Annotated in this window: 20 protein-coding genes; 10 read left to right on the forward strand and 10 right to left on the reverse strand. The window is 67.0% G+C overall.

The genetic code is table 11. The features are described from left to right. Positions 1-7: 7 nt before the first annotated feature. Entirely contained in the window at positions 8-1,027 is a 1,020-nt protein-coding gene (locus B0920_RS03695; protein WP_078031212.1) for a glycosyltransferase family 9 protein, read from the reverse strand. After that, complete coding sequence (locus tag B0920_RS25425; RefSeq protein ID WP_143745634.1) at positions 1,014-1,532, reverse strand: hypothetical protein; 519 nt, start codon at positions 1,530-1,532, stop codon at positions 1,014-1,016. Before B0920_RS25425 ends, B0920_RS03695 begins: the two co-directional genes overlap by 14 nt. On the opposite strand from B0920_RS25425, the gene B0920_RS03700 reads away from it, so the two are divergent. After that, positions 1,533-1,928: a GFA family protein gene (locus B0920_RS03700; protein ID WP_143745635.1), complete on the forward strand. Its 396-nt coding sequence runs from the start codon at positions 1,533-1,535 to the stop codon at positions 1,926-1,928. Between the two features lie 94 nt (positions 1,929-2,022). Here the strand turns inward: B0920_RS03700 and B0920_RS03705 are convergent, their stop codons facing one another. Continuing rightward, on the reverse strand, positions 2,023-3,699 hold the full coding sequence (locus tag B0920_RS03705; RefSeq protein WP_179119086.1) for an electron transfer flavoprotein-ubiquinone oxidoreductase: 1,677 nt from the start codon (positions 3,697-3,699) through the stop codon (positions 2,023-2,025). A gap of 174 nt (positions 3,700-3,873) precedes the next feature. On the opposite strand from B0920_RS03705, the gene B0920_RS03710 reads away from it, so the two are divergent. Together B0920_RS03710 and B0920_RS03715 are read left to right on the forward strand one after the other, a co-directional pair. Continuing rightward, positions 3,874-4,650, forward strand: a complete 777-nt coding sequence (locus B0920_RS03710) for an SDR family oxidoreductase (protein ID WP_078031214.1) — start codon at positions 3,874-3,876, stop codon at positions 4,648-4,650. A gap of 20 nt (positions 4,651-4,670) precedes the next feature. Further along, positions 4,671-5,093 (forward strand): thioesterase family protein, encoded by a 423-nt coding sequence (locus B0920_RS03715; protein ID WP_078031215.1) that lies wholly within the window; start codon positions 4,671-4,673, stop codon positions 5,091-5,093. A 44-nt stretch (positions 5,094-5,137) separates the two neighbouring features. On the opposite strand, the gene B0920_RS03720 is transcribed toward B0920_RS03715, so the two are convergent. Continuing rightward, complete coding sequence (locus tag B0920_RS03720) at positions 5,138-5,698, reverse strand: PAS and helix-turn-helix domain-containing protein (RefSeq protein ID WP_078031216.1); 561 nt, start codon at positions 5,696-5,698, stop codon at positions 5,138-5,140. Between the two features lie 140 nt (positions 5,699-5,838). On the opposite strand from B0920_RS03720, the gene B0920_RS03725 reads away from it, so the two are divergent. Both B0920_RS03725 and B0920_RS03730 read left to right on the forward strand, forming a co-directional pair. Then, positions 5,839-6,537 (forward strand): CoA transferase subunit A, encoded by a 699-nt coding sequence (locus B0920_RS03725; RefSeq protein ID WP_078031217.1) that lies wholly within the window; start codon positions 5,839-5,841, stop codon positions 6,535-6,537. A gap of 21 nt (positions 6,538-6,558) precedes the next feature. Next, positions 6,559-7,209 carry a 3-oxoacid CoA-transferase subunit B gene (locus B0920_RS03730; RefSeq protein WP_078031218.1) on the forward strand — a complete coding sequence of 217 codons (651 nt, stop codon included), beginning with the start codon at positions 6,559-6,561 and terminating at the stop codon, positions 7,207-7,209. A gap of 101 nt (positions 7,210-7,310) precedes the next feature. On the opposite strand, the gene B0920_RS03735 is transcribed toward B0920_RS03730, so the two are convergent. Beyond that, entirely contained in the window at positions 7,311-8,561 is a 1,251-nt protein-coding gene (locus tag B0920_RS03735; RefSeq protein ID WP_078031219.1) for a M56 family metallopeptidase, read from the reverse strand. Further along, positions 8,558-8,953: a BlaI/MecI/CopY family transcriptional regulator gene (locus B0920_RS03740; RefSeq protein ID WP_078031220.1), complete on the reverse strand. Its 396-nt coding sequence runs from the start codon at positions 8,951-8,953 to the stop codon at positions 8,558-8,560. Before B0920_RS03740 ends, B0920_RS03735 begins: the two co-directional genes overlap by 4 nt. A gap of 171 nt (positions 8,954-9,124) precedes the next feature. On the opposite strand from B0920_RS03740, the gene B0920_RS03745 reads away from it, so the two are divergent. Next, the gene (locus tag B0920_RS03745) at positions 9,125-11,275 is read left to right on the forward strand and encodes a DUF4214 domain-containing protein (RefSeq protein ID WP_143745636.1); all 2,151 of its coding nucleotides are present in this window, start codon (positions 9,125-9,127) and stop codon (positions 11,273-11,275) included. Positions 11,276-11,353: 78 nt separating this feature from the next. On the opposite strand, the gene B0920_RS03750 is transcribed toward B0920_RS03745, so the two are convergent. The 3 genes from B0920_RS03750 to B0920_RS03760 all read right to left on the reverse strand — a co-directional run bounded on the left by B0920_RS03750 (position 11,354) and on the right by B0920_RS03760 (position 15,133). After that, a complete protein-coding gene (locus B0920_RS03750; protein ID WP_078031222.1) occupies positions 11,354-12,655 on the reverse strand; it encodes a dicarboxylate/amino acid:cation symporter in 1,302 nt (433 codons plus the stop codon). A 176-nt stretch (positions 12,656-12,831) separates the two neighbouring features. Continuing rightward, the gene (locus tag B0920_RS03755; protein ID WP_078031223.1) at positions 12,832-14,124 is read right to left on the reverse strand and encodes an amidohydrolase family protein; all 1,293 of its coding nucleotides are present in this window, start codon (positions 14,122-14,124) and stop codon (positions 12,832-12,834) included. An 88-nt stretch (positions 14,125-14,212) separates the two neighbouring features. Next, entirely contained in the window at positions 14,213-15,133 is a 921-nt protein-coding gene (locus B0920_RS03760) for an AraC family transcriptional regulator (protein ID WP_078031224.1), read from the reverse strand. Between the two features lie 105 nt (positions 15,134-15,238). Here B0920_RS03760 and grxC point away from each other — a divergent pair, with 105 nt between their 5' ends. After that, complete coding sequence (gene grxC, locus B0920_RS03765; RefSeq protein ID WP_078031225.1) at positions 15,239-15,484, forward strand: glutaredoxin 3; 246 nt, start codon at positions 15,239-15,241, stop codon at positions 15,482-15,484. Positions 15,485-15,572: 88 nt separating this feature from the next. On the opposite strand, the gene B0920_RS03770 is transcribed toward grxC, so the two are convergent. Beyond that, a complete protein-coding gene (locus B0920_RS03770; protein ID WP_078031226.1) occupies positions 15,573-16,367 on the reverse strand; it encodes a 3-hydroxybutyrate dehydrogenase in 795 nt (264 codons plus the stop codon). A 124-nt stretch (positions 16,368-16,491) separates the two neighbouring features. Between B0920_RS03770 and B0920_RS03775 the strand changes: the two genes are divergently transcribed. The 3 genes from B0920_RS03775 to B0920_RS03785 all read left to right on the forward strand — a co-directional run bounded on the left by B0920_RS03775 (position 16,492) and on the right by B0920_RS03785 (position 20,037). Next, positions 16,492-17,370, forward strand: a complete 879-nt coding sequence (locus B0920_RS03775; RefSeq protein WP_078031227.1) for an alpha/beta fold hydrolase — start codon at positions 16,492-16,494, stop codon at positions 17,368-17,370. Positions 17,371-17,439: 69 nt separating this feature from the next. Continuing rightward, positions 17,440-17,790: a RidA family protein gene (locus tag B0920_RS03780; protein WP_078031228.1), complete on the forward strand. Its 351-nt coding sequence runs from the start codon at positions 17,440-17,442 to the stop codon at positions 17,788-17,790. Between the two features lie 6 nt (positions 17,791-17,796). Further along, positions 17,797-20,037 (forward strand): bifunctional (p)ppGpp synthetase/guanosine-3',5'-bis(diphosphate) 3'-pyrophosphohydrolase, encoded by a 2,241-nt coding sequence (locus B0920_RS03785; RefSeq protein ID WP_078031229.1) that lies wholly within the window; start codon positions 17,797-17,799, stop codon positions 20,035-20,037. Positions 20,038-20,080: the final 43 nt, after the last annotated feature.

Below are 20,080 nucleotides of genomic sequence, written 5' to 3' on the forward strand. Positions count from 1 at the left end.
CGAGCGGCTAGTAGGCCGGAGGCGGTGCGGCACCCGCCATCAGGCTGTCCGACTGCGCCATCACGTCGGCGATGCGGACGCCTGCTGGATCCCACAGGCATCGGTGCAGCGAAGCGTCGGCGGGCGCCCAGCGTCGTATATCGGCCTTGCTGAACACCACGACGCTTGGCAGCCTCAGGCCGGCCGCGATGTGCGATACGCCGGTGTCGTTGCAGATTAACAGGCGCGCACCTTGCATCAGCGCGGCCATGGCCCCCACCGAAATCGGTCCGGCCGCCACCCGCGCTGGCGTGCGCATCTGGCTTGCCACCTCGCGCGCAAGCTCGGCTTCATTGGCGGCGCCCGTCAAGACAGGCGTCAAGCCCCAGCGCAGCGCGACATGGTCCGCGGCCGCCGCAAAGCACTTCGCTGGCCAGCATTTGTCACGGCTACGCGCGCCGGGGTGCACGCAGAAATAGCTTCCCGAAACGATTCCCTCGGCCAGGCCGGACGCCCGCAACTCGGCGAGGTCTGTCTGCTGCACTGGGAACTCCAGCTGCGTTCCTTGTCGCGCTACACCGAGGCAATCCGTCAGTTTGAGCAAGCGCTCCGGCTCCGGCCCATGGTCGGGCCAGGGCAGGCCTGCCCAGGCTACGGGTGGCGAGCCACCCGACGGAAAGAAGCCGGCACAATTGGGCGCGCCGAAGCCGGCGACGATGGCGTTCGTGCGCGAGCCATCGCCGTGCATCTGGATCGCGAGCTCCGGGCCCAAGTCGCGCAGGCTGGACGCGAAGCCGTCCTTCCTGTCGGCTTGTATCGCCTGCTCCGGAAGCGCTTCGTCGCCGGGGAAGGCGAGGAATCCGTCCAGGTAGCAAGGGAAGCGCTGCGCGAACTGCTCGGCCCAGGGCAGGCCGGCGAGGGTGATGCGCGCCCGCGGGGCCGCGCCTCGCAGCGCCCTCAATGCCGGGACGGCGCAGAGCATGTCGCCGAGCTGCAAGGCGCGGAAGACCAGGATGCTACGCATGACGGACAGGTCAGCGATACTCATTGGTATTCACATCGATCGAGCGATCGCGTCCGGCGAGAGGAAATGGATCGTGCCTGCTCGACGGGCTTGAGCTGGTCGCGGCCTCATGGCTGCCGGCAGGGATGTCGACCAGCCCGTCCTTCCCGGGCAGCTGCAGCTCGCAGAGGTCGCCCACGTCGCCGACCCCTCCTAAATGGCCATTGCGGCGCGTCGGGCGCTCAGTCGGGACTGCCCAGGGCGGCTCGGAGCCACGCATGAGGCAGGCGCTGGCATCCCGCGTCCGGTTGATTCCCAATACGATCGCTCGATCCGCCACAACGGCCTCCTGATGAAAGCATGGCCGGACCAGTGTAGATGCCTTGGCGGACGAACGGCGCGGAAATGCGAATCGAGGGGGCGTATTACGTCGCTTGCCGAGACGCCGCTTGTCGCAGGTGTCGTGTTGTTCGTACACTGGAGTCTCGCGCATCACCGCGCACAGCAAGCTGAGGCGGCTGAGCGCCGATTCCGCACTGATGGAGGACAAGTGAGCATTCGATTAGCAAGCTGCAGCTGTGGCCAGCTCAGCGCCCGCGTGGCGGGCGAACCGGTACGCGTATCGATCTGCCATTGCCTGGCCTGCCAGCGCCGCACTGGCAGCGCCTTCGGCCAGCAGGCCCGCTTCCCGCGCGAGAAGGTCACCGTCAGCGGCGCGTCGACCGTGTTCGCGCGCACCGGCGACGAAGGCTCGACCGCCCGTTTCCACTTTTGCCCGCAGTGCGGCGCCACCGTCTATTACGAGGCGCAGGGACTGGAAGCCTATCTGACCATTCCCGTGGGGGCCTTCGCCGACCCCGCTTTCCCGCCCCCGACCGTGTCGGTGTACGAGGAAAGGATGCATCCCTGGGTCCAGCCGCCCGCCGGCGCCGAGCACATCTTCTGAGGGGCGAGCCGGCAGTGCCGGTAGCGCCAATGAAAAACCGGCGCGTCCTTGCGGAACGCGCCGGTCGACGGACGCACCCGGGGTGCGCCGACACTTACATGTTCGGGTAGTTCGGCCCGCCGCCGCCTTCCGGCGTGACCCAGACGATGTTCTGGGTCGGATCCTTGATGTCGCAGGTCTTGCAGTGCACGCAGTTCTGGGCGTTGATCTGCAGGCGGTCGCGGCCATCGTCGGCCTTGACGAACTCGTACACCCCCGCCGGGCAGTAGCGCTGCTCCGGACCGGCATACTTGGCGAGGTTCACGTCCACCGGCACGCTCGCGTTCTTCAGGGTCAGGTGCACCGGCTGGTCTTCGCTGTGGTTGGTGTTCGAGATGAACACCGAGGACAGGCGGTCGAAGGTCAGCTTGCCGTCCGGCTTCGGATACACGATCGGCTTGAACTGGGACGCCGGGCGCAGCGACTCGTGGTCGGCGTGCTTGTGGTGCAGGGTCCAGGGCGCCTTGCCGCGGAATACGATCTGGTCGATGCCGACCATGATCGTGCCCATCACCAGGCCCTTGGACATCCACGGCTTGAAGTTGCGCGCGATGTGCAGTTCCTCGTGCAGCCAGGATTGCTCGAAGGCCTGCGGATAGGCGCTCAGCTCGTCGCCCTGGCGGCCGGCGGCGATCGCATCGAAGGCCGCGTCGGCGGCCAGCATGCCGGTCTTGATCGCGGCGTGGCTGCCCTTGATGCGGCTGGTGTTCAGGAAGCCGGCGTCGCAGCCGATCAGGGCGCCGCCCGGGAATACGGTCTTCGGCAGCGACTGCAGGCCGCCGGCCGTGATGGCGCGCGCGCCGTAGGAGATGCGCTTGCCGCCTTCAAAGAAGCCGCGGATCGCCGGATGGGTCTTGTAGCGCTGGAATTCCTCGTAGGGCGAGAGATAGGGGTTCTGGTAGGACAGGCCCACCACGAAGCCCACGGCGACCTGGTTGTTCTCCAGGTGGTAGAGGAAGGAGCCGCCATAGGTGTCGTTGTCCAGAGGCCAGCCGGCGGTGTGGATCACCAGGCCGGGCTGGTGCTTGGCGGGATCGATTTCCCACAGTTCCTTGATGCCGATGCCGTAGGTCTGCGGGTCCTTGCCCTTGTTGAGCTCGTACTTCGCCATCAGCTGCTTGCCGAGGTGGCCGCGCGAGCCTTCCGCGAACAGGGTGTACTTGGCGTGCAGCTCCATGCCGAGCTGGAAGTCGGGGCCGGGCTCGCCATCGCGCTTGACGCCCATGTTGCCGGTGGCGACGCCCTTGACCGAGCCGTCCTCGTTGTACAGGATTTCGGCGGCCGGGAAGCCGGGGAAGATCTCGACGCCCAGCGCCTCGGCCTGCTGGCCCAGCCAGCGCACCACGTTGGCGAGCGAGATCACGTAATTGCCATGGTTGGTGAGCGCCTTCGGCACCGCGAACGAGGGGGTGGCGTAGGACTTGGTCTCGGTCAGGAACAGCACGCGATCCTCGGTCACCGCAGTGTTCAGCGGCGCGCCTTTTTCCTTCCAGTCCGGAATCAGCTCGTCCAGCGCGCGCGGATCCATGACCGCACCCGACAGGATATGGGCGCCGACCTCGCTGCCTTTTTCCAGCACGCAGACCGATACGTCCTGGCCTTTCTCCGCGGCCAGCTGCTTGAGCCGGATCGCCGCGGACAGGCCCGCCGGGCCGCCGCCGACGATGACCACGTCGTACTCCATCGCTTCACGCGGTCCGTATTGTTCGAGGATATTGATTGGCTCTGTCATGGTTTTTATAGGTAAAAAAAATTTAAGCACGAGTGTGCGGTTTTTTGGTCCCGATTGCAACTCCGGGCGCCATTTTACGGGCAATATTAGATGCGGCAATCTAATACTGGCTATTTGTGTAATGATTATGCCTTCGCAACAAGGCGCAAGAAGCGCTGCCGAGGGGAGTCATCCGTGGGGATCGAAGTCAACTACGAAGGCAAGATTGCAATGGTCACCGGCGCCTCGAGCGGCCTGGGCGCGCGCTTCGCCAAGGCCCTGGCCGGCGCCGGCGCCCAGGTGGTGCTGGCCTCGCGCCGGGTCGAGCGGCTCAAGGAGCTGCGCGCCGAGATCGAGGCAGAGGGCGGGGCGGCGCACGTGGTGCGCCTGGACGTCACCGATTTCGACAGCATCAAGGCGGCGATCGCGCACGCCGAGACCGAGGCCGGCCCGATCGACATCCTGGTCAATAACTCGGGTGTATCAAGCACGCAGAAGCTGCTCGACGTGACCGAGGAGGATTACGGCTATATCATGGACACCAATCTGCGCGGCGCCTTCTTCGTGGCCCAGCAGACCGCCAAGCGCATGATCGCGCGCGCCAAGGGCGATCCGCGCAAGCAGCATCGCATCGTCAACATCGCCTCGGTGGGCGGCTTGCGGGTGCTGCCCCAGATCGGCGTGTACTGCATGAGCAAGGCGGGCGTGGTGCAGATGACCAAGGCGATGGCGGTGGAGTGGGGCAAGTACGGCATCAACGTCAACGCCATCTGCCCCGGCTACATCGCCACAGAAATGAACGAGGACTATTTCGACACCGAACAGGGCAAGAAGCTGATCGACATGCTTCCGCGCAAGCGCCCCGGCAAGCCGGAAGACCTCGATGGGCTGCTGCTGCTCCTGGCGGCGGACGAAGCCCACTTTATCAATGGCGCCATCATCACCGCCGATGACGGCATGACGGCGCAGTAAGCAAGAGCAAGAAGGAAGCAATGAGCAGTAAGCAGTTCGTGCATGCAATGCGCATGCCCATCCGTTGGGGTGACATGGACGCCATGGGTCACGTCAACAACACCAACTATTTCCGTTACATCGAATCGGCGCGGATCGCCTGGCTGGAGAGCGTGGGCGGCTTGCCCGACCCGCGCGGCGAAGGGCCGGTGATCGTGAATGCGTCGATGAACTTTCTCAAGCAGCTGACCTATCCGGGCGAGATCGAGGTCCGCACCTTCGTGGCGCCGCCGGGCCGCTCGAGCGTGGAAGTGTCGCACGAGATCCGCCTGGTGGGGACCGACGGCGAGGCGGGGGACCTGCACGCCGAAGGCGTGGCCAAGGTCGTGTGGGTCGATTTCGCAAAGCAGAAGTCGGCGCCCCTGCCGCCAGCCCTGCGCGCCCAGCTGCCCTCGGAGGTCTAGACGCATCATGGCGGATAGGGCCACCCCGATTCCGCCTGCCCCGCCTAGCGCGCCACGCCGACCAGCTTGTGCACCAGTTCCGACGAGGTCGAGGCCGCGAACTTGCGCATCAGGCTGGCCCGGTGCATCTCCACCGTCCTGGGCGACAAATCGGTGTCCCGCGCAATCATCTTCGAGGTCTTGCCCTCGACCAGCAGGGCCGCGATCTCGCGCTCGCGCGGCGTCAGCTCGGCCGTCACCGGCCGCTTCTCGCTCACGTCCTCGAAGGTCCACACGCCGGCTCCAAGCGGCTCGGCCGGATCGAGGGCGCGTCCCGTCACGTGGCACCAGAACAGTTCCCCATTGCCGCGCCGCATGATCCGCTCGTCCGAATAGCGTCCCTTCGCATTCATGATCGGAATAATCCTATCCCCGGTCCGCAGGAATTCGTCCATGGTCGGATACAGCACGCTGAAGGACTGCCCGTCCAGTTGCCCGCGCTCGTAGCCGAACATGGCGGCCAGGGCCCCGTTGCAGGTCTGGATCACGCGATTGACCGAGACGCACATGCCCACCGGCGCGTGTTGGAAAATCATCTCGTAATCGATACTGTAGGATGCGTTCATCTGAGCTGGATCGACTGCTGTGTTCATGGGCGCGGGGCCGTATTTCTACGGTATTGTGCTTGGCTGCCGCGTATTTTATGCTGAGAATCTACTCTTGAAGTACAGAAGAGCTTTCGGCTTAATCGATAAAAGGGACGGGTATGAACAAAGTGTATCCTGATGCGAAGTCGGCACTGGCCGGCATCGTTGCAGACGGCCAGACCATCGCCGTGGGCGGTTTCGGCCTGTGCGGCATTCCTGAGGCGCTGATCGCGGCGCTGCGCGACTCCGGCGTGAAGAACCTCACCGCCATCTCCAACAACGCCGGCGTCGACGGCTTCGGCCTCGGCCAGCTGCTCGAGACGCGTCAGATCAAGAAGATGATCTCGTCCTACGTGGGCGAAAACAAGGAGTTCGCGCGCCAGTTCCTGGCCGGCGAACTGGAACTCGAATTCACCCCGCAAGGCACCCTGGCCGAAAAACTGCGCGCCGGCGGCGCCGGCATCCCGGCCTTCTACACCAAGACCGGCTACGGCACCATCGTCGCCGATGGCAAGGAAACCCGCGAATTCGACGGCGAGCACTACGTGCTGGAACGCAGCCTGGTGCCCGACGTGTCGCTGGTCAAGGCCTACATGGCCGACAAGGCCGGCAACCTGGTGTTCCGCAAGACTGCTCGCAACTTCAACCCGAACGTGGCCACCGCGGGCAAGGTCTGCATCGTGGAAGTCGAGAAGCTGGTCGAGATCGGCGAGATCGATCCCGACCAGGTGCACACCCCCAGCATCTTCGTGCACCGCATCGTCCACAACCCGACGCCGGAAAAGCGCATCGAACAGCGCACCGTGCGCACGAACTGAGAACACCTTCGGAGACAGAACATGGCATGGACTCGTGATGAAATGGCCGCGCGCGCGGCGCAGGAGCTGCAGGACGGCTTTTATGTGAACCTGGGTATCGGCCTGCCGACCCTGGTCGCCAACTATGTGCCGAAAGACATCGAAGTCTTCCTGCAGTCGGAAAACGGCCTGCTCGGCATCGGTCCCTTCCCGACCGAGGACGAGGTGGACGCCGACCTGATCAACGCCGGCAAGCAGACCGTGACCGCCTTGCCGGGCGCCGCCTACTTCAGTTCGGCCGATTCCTTCGGCATGATCCGCGGCGGCAAGATCAACCTGGCGATCCTGGGCGCGATGCAGGTGTCCGAGCGCGGCGACCTGGCCAACTGGATGATTCCGGGCAAGATGGTCAAGGGCATGGGCGGCGCGATGGACCTGGTGGCCGGCGTCAAGCGCGTGGTCGTGGTGATGGAGCACGTCGCCACCGCCAAGGACGGCTCGACCAGCCACAAGATCCTCAAGAAGTGCGACCTGCCGCTCACCGGCGTGGGCGTGGTCGACCGCATCATCACCGACCTCGGCGTGATCGATGTGAGCGAGGTCGGACTCAAGCTCTTGGAACTGGCCCCGGGCGTGAGCAAGGAGCAGGTCCTGGCGGCCACCGGCTGCGAGCTGGACGTGTCCGGCGTATAAAGCTTGCGAGGGCGGCTAATTCCGCTCCCCAATGTCAAACAGCCCGCGAAGCGTCCTTCGCGGGCTGTTTCTTTTTCGGCCGTCCGAGGATGGCTCGGCGCTTATTTGCTGACCCAGACGTACTTGACCTGGGTCCAGTCCTCGACCGGCTGCCCGGCCGTGCGGGCAGGGTAGAAGCGGCACTTGACCAGGGCCGTGAGCGCGGCTTCGTCCAGGGCCGGGTAGCCGGAAGACTGGCTGAGCTTCGATTCCTTGACCCTGCCGTCGACCCCGACCCGGAACTGCATGGTGACCGTGCCTTCGTGGTTTTGCTTGAGCTCCTGTTCAGGGTAGTGGGGCTTGGCGCAGCTGGCGAAATCGGCGATCGCCGTGGTGTCGGCCTTCGAGGGCGCGGCCGGCGCCGCCTGAGCGAACACCGCAACGCTCATCGCGGCCAGCCCCAGGGCGGGGATGGCCGCCTTCCAGTTGGACGCCTTCGCGTCGGGACGTAGCAGTCGTTTGATGCGGGACATGAGATCTCCTCCGTTGGCCGCCTGGGCCAGGTGGTGGGTTGAGAACTGGAGTTTTTCCAGCTCGGAAAGGGCAAGTGCCAAGCGCCGCGGTTCGCCGAGCGTCCTTGCCGCGATATCGTCTGCAATCAGTTCGCGCTCGACCCGGATGCGGTGCGACAGCCACCACACGACCGGGTGATAGAAGAGCAGGGCCTCGGCGACGTTCTGGCACAGGTTGACCAGGTAGTCGTGGCGCTTGACGTGGGCCAGTTCGTGGGCCAGCAGGGCTTCCAGCAGATGGGGTGACATGCCCGACACCAGGGAGGCCGGCACCAGCACCACCGGACGCCACCAGCCGGCCGTGAGCGGACTGGCCAGGTGCTCGACCACGCGCAGGCGGACCGCGCGCCCTATACCGAATTCGCCGGCCAGGCGGTCCAGGCGCGCCTGCCATGCCGGATCGCCCTTGCCGCGGGCGGCGCGCCGTATCCACAGCAGGCCGGCCGCCATGCGCAGACCGAGCGCGCCGGCGCAGGCAGCCCAGCCCAGGACGATCCAGGCCAGGTGGGCGCGCACCAGGCCCTCCCAGCCCGCGCCGGCCGCGCCGGCGCCGCCCTGCATGCCGGCCAGCGGGCCGAAGCCGCCGCCGCCGGCGGCCTCGCCCAGGCGCTGGACCAGGCTGAAGGCGGGCCAGATGACGCAGGCCAGCAGGCCCAGGCAGAGAACGAGGTAGCGCGCCTGGGGCCGCGCGCGGCGCAGGGCGAACAGGGCCAGGGCGGTCTCGACGCCGATCATGGCGCCTTGCCACAGGAAGTCGAGCAGGGTCCAGCCGAGGGCCGCGACCAAGGCCTGGGCGCTCACGCCTTGTCCTCCGGCGGAGCCTCGCGCAGCAGCTTCTCGATCTCCTCGCGCTCCTTGTTCGAGATCCCGCTCTTGAGGGCCGCCAGCACGAGGGCCTTGGCCGAGCCGGCGAAGGCGCGCTGCATCAGGTCCTTGAGCAGATTGGTCTGGAGCGCGTCGCGCGCATGGGCCGGGGCGTAGACGTGCGAGCGTTCGCTCTCGTCGCGGGTGAGCAGGCCCTTGCCGTGCATGACCTGCATCAGGCGCAGCACGGTGGCATAAGTGACCTCGGGCCGGGTCGCGAGCATGGCTTCGTGCACCTGCTTGGCGGTGGCGGCGCCCAGCGGCCACAGCACTTGCAGCAGATCCAGTTCGGCCGGCGTCGGTTTGGGGGTATCGGTGCTGCGCGGCATGCTTTCCTCCAGGTGGTTCGGACAGGTCTAGAGTAGTTGGTCTAGACAGGCATGTCTACAAGTTTTCGATGCGTGCGCATGCTTCATGCGCCGCGCATGGCCGTGAGTATCGGTGATGATTCCCGCCAATCGGACAGTTATACTTGTCAGATTTTATCGAGCGTTTCCGCCATGGCCGACAACAAAGCACCCGTCCTCAAACGATTCGTCCTGCCATCGGTGATCGACATCGGGCCGGGCCCGCAGCCCTTCAAGCTGGTAGCCGAGGCCGAAGACGGGGCCGACGGCTCGGGCGTCGCCTATGTCAGCCTGTGGATGAACAGGCCGCTGGACGTGGCCGGCGCCTCCAGCACCACGATGCTGCAGTTCGGCTATTCCTGGTCGGCGGACGGCTTCGGCGACGCCACGCCGGCGGTCGCCTCGGCCGATTTCACCCTGCGCGAAGCGACCCCGGTCGGCAACTACACGGTCGAATCGGTGTGGGTGACCGACCTGGCCGGCAACGTCGCCAAGTACGACACCCAGCAGCTGCAAGCGATGGGGATCAACACGGCGCTGGCCGTGACCGGGCGCGCGGCGGACGTGACGGCCCCCGTGCTGACCGGCCTCAGCCTGCCGGCGACGGTCGACCTGTCGAACGGTCCGGCCCCGCTGCCGCTGACGGTGCAGGCCACGGATGGCGACGGCAGCGGCATCGAACTGGTGACGGTGTGGTTCTACCAGTCGCTGGCGACCGAGGGCTACCGCTCGAGTTTCCTCAACCTCGGCAACTACCTGACCAACGACGATTTCCGCGACGCGACGCCGAACCAGGCCACGCGCGTGTTCGAGCTCGACCCCGCGACCCCGCCCGGCGACTACCGCGTCAGCCACGTCACCATCACCGACCGCGCCGGCAATTCCCGCACCGTGCAGGGCTGGGAGCTGGAGGCGATGGGGGCCTCGACCACCATGAAGGTCAGCGGCGGCGGGGCGGACGACACGCCACCCGAATTGCTCGACCTGTGGCTGCCGCGCACCGTGTCCCTGCAGTCGGGCGTGCCGCAGACCCTGGCCGTGAGCGCGCGCGACCCCGGCGGCAAGAGCGTGGACAGCGTGATCGTGACCCTGGACCGCAAGCTCGCGCTGAGCGATGGCTTGTCGGACAGCCTGTACATCGGGCGCTATTCGGAAGGCGACAACTTCCTCGACGCCAGCCCGCAATTCGGCGTGGACCGCTTCAAGCTGACCCAGGCGGCGACGCCAGGCACCTACAACATCCTCACGGTCCAGCTGGGCGACGGCAAGGGCAATTACAAGATCTACTCGGCGCTGGAACTGCAGCAGATGGGCATCAACACCGCGATGACGGTGCTCGACCGGCCCGCCCTGGCGGCCGCCACGCCATCGGCCGCGCCCTCGGGCGAGGGCAGGTTCGTGGTGTCGCTCACCTCGCCCGACTGGGCCGCCAAGGGCGTCGACTCCTACGCGGCCACCCTGGCCTTCGACCCGGCCAAGCTGCGCGTGGTGGAGGCGAGCGTGAGCGGCGCGGCCAGCGCCAGCCTGCCCGCGATCGTGAACGCGCAGGGAAGGGTGACGGTGAGCGGCAGTGGCGATCTGGCGCCCGGGGCCGCGCTCGAGATCGTGCTGGAAGCGATCGACGCCGGCGCGCCGGTGCAGTACGCCCTCGAGAGCTTCCGCGTCAACGGCGTGGCCCAGGTGATGGGCGCCGGCAATCTCGACACCGTGCGCGCCGGCACCGAGGGCGCGGACCTGTTGCGCGATGCGCTCCCGGGCCTGGTCGATGGCCGCGGCGGGCCGGATCACCTGGTGTTCGACGGCGAGCGCGCCGGCTACACCGTGCGCAAGGCGGACACCGGCTTCGTGCTCAGCACCCCTGGCGGCGAGCGCATTTCCCTGGCCAATGTCGAGCGCATCGACTTCGCCGACCGTTCGGTGGCGCTGGACGTGAACGGCGTGGCCGGCCAGGCCTACCGCCTCTACCAGGCCGCCCTCGACCGCCGCCCGGACGAATCGGGGCTCGGGTTCTGGCTCAAGCAAATGGACGCCGGCGCCGGGCTGTCCAGCGTGGCGCGCGCCTTCATCCAGAGCGCCGAGTTCGAAAGGAAGTACGGCGTCGAACCGAGCAACGACGCCTTCGTGTCCGCGCTCTACGCCAACATACTGCACCGCGCGCCCGACGCCGCCGGCAAGGCCTACTGGGTCGAGGCGCTCAAGGCCAACTTCGACCGCGCGGAGATGCTGGCCGCCTTCAGCGAAAGCGCGGAGAACGTGGCCCAGGTGGTCGGCAGCATCGAGAACGGCTTCGATTACGCGGGCTGATTGACGGCTAGCGCGAGGGCGCGCGCCCCAAAAAAAAGACCGCACCCTGGGGTGCGGTCTGTTCGGGGGCGCAGCGCGTCAGGCGGCTTCGCGCACTTCCCTCAGGCTCTTGTCGTCCTCGACCACCGTGCGGCCATGCAGCACGTCGTCCATGCGGGCGCTGTCCAGTTCCTTCTCCCACTTCGACACCACCACGGTGGCGACGCCGTTGCCGATGAAGTTGGTCAGCGCGCGGGCTTCGCTCATGAAGCGGTCGATGCCGAGGATCAGGGCCATGCCCGCCACCGGAATGGTCGGCACCACGGCCAGGGTCGCGGCCAGGGTGATGAAGCCGGCGCCGGTGATGCCCGATGCGCCTTTCGAGGTCAGCATCGCCACGAACAGGATGGTCAGTTCCTGGGTCAGGGTCAGGTCGGTGTTGGTGGCCTGGGCCACGAACAGGGCGGCCATGGTCATGTAGATGTTGGTGCCGTCCAGGTTGAAGGAGTAGCCGGTGGGGACCACCAGGCCGACTACGGGCTTGGAGCAGCCGAGGCGTTCCAGCTTGCGCATCAGGGCCGGCAGCGCGCTCTCCGACGAGCTGGTGCCCAGCACGATCAGCAATTCTTCCTTGATGTAGGCGATGAAGCGGAAGATCGAGAAGCCGGTCATTTTGGCGATGAAGCCCAGCACCACGGCCACGAACAGGAAGCAGGTCAGGTAGAAGGAGCCCATCAGCTTGGCCAGCGGCAGCAGCGAGTCGATGCCGTACTTGCCGATCGTGAAGGCCATGGCGCCGAAGGCGCCCAGCGGAGCGACCTTCATGACGATGTTCACGATGCCGAAGATCACGTGCGAGAAGTCCTCGATCAGCTTGGTGACCGGGCGGCCGCGTTCGCCCATCAGCGAGAGCGAGAAGCCGAACAGGATCGCGATCAGGAGCACCTGCAGGATGTCGCCCTTGGCGAAGGCATCGATGAAGGTGTTCGGGATGATGTTCATGATGAAGTCGATCGTGCTCTGGTGCTCCGCCTTGGCGGTGTACTGGGCGATCGATTTCGTGTCGAGGTGGGCCGGATCGACGTTGAAGCCGGCGCCCGGCTTGACCACGTTGGCCACCACCAGGCCGATGGCCAGGGCGAAGGTCGAGACGACCTCGAAATAGAGCAGGGCCTTGCCGCCCACGCGGCCGATCTTCTTCATGTCCTGCATGCCGGCGATGCCGGCGACCACCGTGCAGAAGATGACGGGGGCGATGATCATCTTGATGAGCTTGATGAAGCCGTCGCCCAGAGGCTTCATCTTGGTGCCGAGCTCTGGATAGAAGACCCCGAGCAGCACGCCCAGGAAGATGGCGAACAGCACCTGGACGTACAGGATTTTATAGAAGGGCTTTTTCATGGCGACTCTTCAACGATATTGGTGATGAGGCCCATCATCGTTGAATATGACATGACTAGCTATTGTGGAAATCCCCAAGCCATAAGAAAGACAGGCTATAAGGGAGATAGACGACTGTGATAACTGGTCGTGGAGCCGGCTGCGCCGCTCTTCCGCACAAGCGCAGGCGCGCCGGCTCAGCGGCGGACCACGGCGCCGCCCTTCATCACGAAAGCGACCTTGCCGGCGGCCGCGATGTCGGCGGTCGGATCGCCGTCCACCGCCACCAGGTCGGCCAGCAGGCCGGGCTTGATGCTCCCCAGTTCCTTCTCCTTGCCGAGGATCGCGGCCGCGCCGCTGGTGGCCGATTGCAGCGCCTCGGCCGGGGTCATGCCCAGCCTGACCATCCACGCGAGCTCCCGTGCGCTGCTGCCGTGCGCGAACACGCCGACGTCGCTGCCGTGGCCTATCCTCACGCCGAGCTTGCGCGCCAGCCGGAAGGCGCGCTCGGCCTGCTGCATCGCCGGCGTCGGCGCGCCGCCGCGCACGTGCTTCTGGAAGTATTCGCCGATCGCCTCCGGCGCGCTCAGGGTCGGGATATAGGCGACGCCGCGCTGGGCCATCAGCCTGAAGCTCGCTTCGGACGCGCCGTAGCCGTGCTCGATGGTGTCGGCCCCCGCCAGCACCGCCATCCGGATCGCCTCGTCGCTGCTCGCATGCACCGCCACCTTGCGTCCGCTAACGTGGCTCGCTTCCACCATCGCCTTGAGTTCGTCCATGGTGAAGGTCGGGCGCGTGCTGCCGTCGATGCCGGTGCGGTAGTCGCCATAGATCTTGATCCAGTCGGCGCCGCGCGCCGCCTGCTCGCGCACCGCCTTCACCGCTTCGACCACGCCGGTCACCGGCTGCGCGCCGTAGGGCAGCTCCATGTCGGGCCGGTAGCTGCGCTCCGCCGGCCCGTAGCTGTAGCTGGCCACGATCGCGCGGGTTGCGACGAACAGGCGCGGCCCCGGCGCCACGCCTTCGTCGATGGCGCGCTTGATGCCGACGTCGGCGTAGTCCGCGCCCTCGGTGCCGAGATCGCGCAGGGTGGTGAAGCCGGACTGCAAGGTGGAGGCCGCATGCTTCGCGGCCAGCATGATGCGGTAGGCGACCGGCTCCTTGATCACCTGGTCGTCCCAGGTGGTCTCGTTATACGGATGCAGCAGCAGGTGCGAGTGCAGGTCGATCATGCCCGGGATCAGGGTCTTGCCCGGCAAGGCGATGCGTTCGGCGTCGGGCGGCGCCTTGATGCCGTCGAGCGGCCCGGCGGCCTCGATGCGGCCCCTGGTCACCAGCACGCCCCAGCCGCGCTGCGGCGCGCCATCGCCGGTCCAGACCCGCTCGGGGACCAGCAGGACCGGACCATCGTTCACCGGAGGGGCCGCGTGGGCCGCCGTCAGGCACAGGGAGATAGCGGCAAGGAAGAAGCGTCGGGTCCGGGTGCGCATGGTGGCCTGCTCATGGTTGTCGTGAAGACGGCATCATAGCGGAGCGCGGCGCTGTCGGCGCGCAAACCAGGCGCCTCTGGCGGCATGATCAGGCGGCCGCTCGCGCCGCCCTGCGGTATTCGCCCGGTCCCACGCCGTGGCTGCGCTTGAACACACGGTTGAAGGCGGCCTCGGACTGGTAGCCGACCGCCTCGCCGATCACCGCCACCGGGCGCGTGTCCTGGGCCAGCCAGCGCGCCGCCTGGGCCATCCTCAGCTGGGTCAGGGCGTCCAGCGGGGTCACGCCGGCCACGTTGCGGAACAGCCGCGCGAAGGTGGCGCGCGACATGAAGCAGGCCTCGGCCAGGTCTTCGATCACCCAGGCCTTCTCGGGATGCTCGAGCATCTTCTGCATGGCCGGCCCGAGCCGGCGGTCGGCCAGCAGGGCGAACAGGCCGGGCGTGGTGGAGGCCTCGTCGAGCCAGGCGCGCAGCAGCAGCGCGAACAGCGCCGCCGAGAGCTGGGCCACGACCGCGCTGGCGCCGGGGCGCGCGCTGTCCGTCTCGTTCCTCAGCATCATGATCAGGGCGTGCAGGCCGGCGAAGTCGGGCCGGCCGGCGGTGCGCACCACGATGGTGTCGGGCAGGGCGCGCTGCAGCACCCGGCGCGCGCCATCGTCGAACACGAACTGGCCGCACAGGATGCCGGTCAGTTCGCCGCTGCCGTGGTTGGCCTTCCAGCGCACCAGGTCGGGGCCGGGCACTTCGTGGATCGGCGTGGCGCCCTCCGGGGGGCCGGCATGCAGGCGGTGCGCGCCGCCCTGGGGGAAGACCACGATGTCGCCGGCACGCAGCTCGACCCGCTTGCCCCCGATCTCGACCGAGGCCGCGCCGTCCACGATCAGGTGGTAGGGCGCGACCCCGGGCTCGGATGCCGGATGCTCCAGCACCCAGGGCGCGGCCAGGGCGCAGCGGATGTCGAGCGAAGTACGCAGGGAGAACAGGGAAAGCAGGCGGCTGAGGGTATCCATGGGCGAGGGCTGAGACGATCGGGCAAATTGTAGCGCGCCTCGCGCATGGCGCAAGGGCCGGGACCCGCCTAGACTGGAGTCCTCATCCATAAGAAGGAGGACGTCATGGACAGCGTGACCATCTATACCACCGATTATTGCGGCTACTGCCGCATGGCCAAGAGCCTGCTGGCCGGGAAGGGGATTCCCTATACCGAGATCGACGTCGGCCTCGATGCGGCCGAGCGCCAGAAACTGATCGAGCGCACCGGGCGGCGCACCGTGCCGCAAATCTTCATCGGCGAGCGCCACGTCGGCGGCTTCGACGACCTGGCCGCGCTCGAGCGCAGCGGCGGCCTGCAGGCCGCCTGAGCCCCGTCGGGCTCAGTTACTGCGCGGGTTACTGCGCGGGTTACTGCGCGGCTTACTGCGCAGCTTACTGTGCGGCTTACTGTGCGCCTTACTGCGCGGCCCAGCCGCCGTCCATGTTCCATGCCACGCCGCGCACCTGGGCGCCGGCCGGGCTGCAGAAGAACACGGCCAGCGCGCCCAGTTCCTCGGGCGTGACGAACTCGCCTGAGGGCTGCTTCTCGGCCAGCAGGGCGCGGCGTGCCGCCTCCTTGCTCAGCCCCTCGCGCGCGGCGCGGTCGTCGACCTGTTTCTGCACCAGCGGGGTCAGCACCCAGCCCGGGCAGATCGCGTTGCAGGTCACGCCGGTCTGCGCCGTCTCCAGCGCGACGGCCTTGGTGAAGCCCACCAGGCCGTGCTTGGCGGCCACGTAAGCCGACTTCTGGGCTGAGGCCACCAGCCCGTGGACCGAGGCCAGGTTGATCACGCGGCCCCAGTTCTTCTGCTTCATGGCGGGCAGGGCCAGGCGCGTGGTGTGGAAGGCCGAGCTCAGGTTGATCGCGATGATCGCGTCCCAGCGCTCGACCGGGAACTCCTCCACCGGGGCGACGTGCTGGATGCCTGCATTGTTGACCAGGATGTCCACGCCGCCGAAGCGCGCGGTGGCGAACTTCATCATCTCCTCGATCTGCTCGGGCCTGGACATGTCGGCATTGTGATAGGCCGTCTGCACGCCGAATTCCGCCCCCATGTCGGTGTAGAGCTTCTCGATCTGCTGCGCGTCGCCGAACCCGTTGAGCACGATATTCGCGCCCTCTTCGGCCAATGCGCGCGCGATACCCAGGCCGATGCCCGAGGTCGAACCGGTGACGAGCGCTGTTTTACCGCTTAGCATGGTGGATTTCATTGTGTCCTCTATGTGTGGTGATCGGGGAAGCTTCCTCAGAATTGGTAGAATTCTAATCGCAACGCCCGGTAGAATGGTGCATTGCAGTGTAGAAGAGACCAATTTTGTCACCACGGAGCGCCCCATGTCTGAACCCAGGATAAAACACGTGCAGTGCTGCTCGCCTGCCGGACTGCACCGGGTCGCGTACAAGGAATGGGGCGATCCGACCAACACCAGGGTGCTGGTGTGCGTGCACGGCGTCACCCGCGTGGGCGACGACTTCGACCGCCTGGCCCAGGCCTTGTGCGGCGACTACCGCGTGGTCTGCCCCGACGTGGTCGGCCGCGGCCGCTCCGGCCGCCTGCGCGACCCGGCCTATTACACGGTGCAGCAGTACGTGCACGACATGGTCACCCTGATCGCCCGCGTCACCGCGCCCGGCGACACGGACGAGGTGCACTGGTTCGGCACCTCGATGGGCGGCCTGATCGGCATGATGCTGGCCGCCTGCGAAGACAGCCCGATCACGAAACTCGTCATCAACGACATCGGCCCGGTGCTCGACCAGGCCGCCATGCAGCGCATCGGCGAGTACATCGGCCAGGACATCCGCTTCCCCAGCTTCGAGGCCGGCGCCGAGTACGTCAAGGCGGTGTCGCTGTCCTTCGGCCCGCACGACGATGAGGAATGGCGCAAGCTCGCCAGCGACGTGCTGCGCCAGGACGCCGACGGCCAGTGGGTGCGCCACTACGACCTGGGCCTGGCCCAGCCGTTCAAGGCGATCACGCCGGAACGCGCCGCCAGCGACGAGGCCCAGCTGTGGGCCGCCTGGGACCGCATCCGCTGCCCGACCCTGCTGGTGCGCGGCGGACTCTCGGACCTGCTCTCGCCCGAGACCGCCGCGCAGATGACCCAGCGCGGGCCGAAGCCGCGCCTGGTCGAGATTCCGGGCGTCGGCCATGCGCCGACCTTCCTGCACGAGGACCAGATCGCCATCGCGAAAGAATTTTTGACCGGCTGAGGGTCGGGTCCCGACTTCAGCCGGCCGTCAGCAACGCTAGATAAAACAACCAAAGCAACGAAAGCAACCATGGAAATCAAACGACTCCACGTAGGCAAGCGCCTGTCCGAAACCGCCATCCACAACGGCACCATCTACCTGGCCGGCCAGATCGCGGAAGACACTTCGCAGGGCATCGAAGGCCAGATGCGCGAGGTGCTGGGCCACGTCGACCGCCTGCTGGGCGAGGCCGGCAGCGACAAGACCTGCATCCTGATGTGCCAGATCTTCATCTCCGACATGGCCAACTTCGCCGGCATGAACGCCGTGTGGGACGAGTGGGTCGCCCAGGGCCACACCCCGCCGCGCGCCACCGTCGAGGCCAAGCTGGCCAACCCCGCATGCCTGGTGGAGGTCTGCATCACCGCCGCCCTGCGCTGATCCATCATGGTATCGACCGCCGTACTTGGCGACGCGCGGGCCCAGCTGGTCCAGGGGCTGAGTCCCGAGGACTGCGCGCGCGTGCACCTCGCGCTCGACTACGCCGCCGAAGGCTACGGCGAGCGCACCGCCGCGTCCGGCCAGAACGCCTTCGAATTCTCGCTGGGCGTGGCCGGCACCCTGGCCTACCTGCGCACCGACACCGAGACCCGCATCGCCGGCCTGCTGGCCGAGCTGGCCACGCTCGAGCCGGCCGTGTGCGACCGGCTGGAGGAGCGCTTCGGCAAGGAGGTGGCCGACCTGGTGCGCGGGCTGCTGCAGCTGATCCGCCTGCGCGACCTGACCGCCGCCCAGGTCCCGGTGGGAAGCGGCAAGAACGCGGCCCAGCAGGCGGCGGCCCAGGTCGAGACCCTGCGCAAGATGCTGCTCTCGATGGCCTCGGACATGCGGGTGGTGCTGATGCGCCTGGCCTCGTGCGCGGCCACGCTGCGCTACTTCGCCGACCAGAAGCGCTTCGACGCGCTCACCCACGCCTACGGGCGCGAGGTGCTGGACTTCTACGCCCCGCTGGCCAACCGCCTCGGCATCTGGCAGCTCAAGTGGGAGCTCGAGGACCTGTCCTTCCGCTTCCTCGAACCCGAGACCTACAAGCGCATCGCCAAGATGCTCGAAGAAAAGCGCATGATGCGCGAGAGCTTCGTCGCGTCCTCGATCGCGCGCCTGCAGGGCGAGCTGGCGGCGGCCGGCATCAAGGCCGAGGTCTCGGGCCGGCCCAAGCACATCTACAGCATCTGGAACAAGATGCGCGGCAAGGAGCTCGATTTCACCGAACTGTACGACGTGCGCGCCTTCCGCGTGATCGTGCCGGACGTCAAGACCTGCTACACGGTGCTGGGCGTGGTCCACAACATCTGGACCCCGATCCCCAAGGAATTCGACGACTACATCTCGCGTCCCAAGCCCAACGGCTACCAGTCGCTGCACACGGTGGTGACGGCCGAGGACGGGCGTCCGCTCGAAGTCCAGATCCGCACCCAGGAGATGCACAACTTCGCCGAATACGGGGTGGCGGCGCACTGGCGCTACAAGGAGGAGGGCGGCTCCAGCTTCAAGAGCCAGAAGTACGACGAGAAGATCGCCTGGCTGCGCCAGCTGCTGGCCTGGAAGAGCGACGTCGCCGACGTCGTCGCCGGCCAGGAAGACCTGCAGCGCGAATGGGTGGAAAAGCTCAAGGCGACTACCCTCGACGACCGCATCTTCGTGCTCACCCCGCAGGCGCGGGTGCTGGAGCTGCCGGTGGGCGCGACCCCGATCGACTTCGCCTACCACCTGCACAGCGAGGTGGGGCACCGCTGCCGCGGCGCCAAGATCGACGGCGTGATGGTGCCGCTCAACACCCCGCTCAAGAACGGCCAGACCTGCGAGATCATCACCGCCAAGGGCGCGCCCGGCAGCGCCGGCCCCTCGCGCGACTGGCTCAGCCCCGGCTACACGGTCTCGAACCGCACCCGCACCAAGATCCGCGCCTGGTTCCACGCCCAGGAGCTGGCCGAGACCCTGGCCCAGGGTCGGGCCATGGTCGAGAAGTCGCTCCAGCGCGAGGGCAAGACCGCGGTCAACCTGGAAGCGCTGGCGCACAAGCTGGGCTTCGCCAAGGTGGACGACCTGTTCCTCCAGGTCGGCAAGGAAAAGTTCAGCCTGCGCCACGTGGAGGCGGCCCTGCACGACGAGGCGGCCCAGGCGCCGGTGGAAGATGCGGCGGTGATCAACAAGAGCCGCGCCTCGAGCGTGGAGCAGGGCGCCAAGTCGGGCGTGCTGGTGGTCGGCACGGAGGGCATGCTGACCATGCTCGCCAAGTGCTGCAAGCCGGCGCCGCCGGACCCCATCGTGGGCTTCGTCACGCGCGGCAAGGGGGTGTCGATCCACCGCCTGACCTGCAAGAACTTCGCCGAGATGCGCGCCAAGGCGCCGGAACGGGTGATCGAGACCGACTGGGGGCTGGCGGGGAGCGACACGGTGTATCCGGTCGACCTGTTCATCCTCGCCGGCGACCGCCAGGGGCTGCTGCGCGACATCTCGGAGGTGTTCTCGCGCGAGAAGATCAACGTGATCGGGGTGAATACCCAGAGCGCGAAGGGGCAGGCCCGGATGGTCTTCACGGCCGAAATCGCGTCGACGGCGCAGTTGCAGAAGGCGTTGGGGGCGATCGCGGAGGTGTCGGGGGTGATGGAGGCGAGGAGGCAGTAGGGTATGCACGCAGAACTTGGATCCCGGCCTGCGCCGGGATGAC

The sequence above is a fragment of the Massilia sp. KIM genome (assembly GCF_002007115.1).
Lineage (GTDB): Bacteria > Pseudomonadota > Gammaproteobacteria > Burkholderiales > Burkholderiaceae_D > Telluria.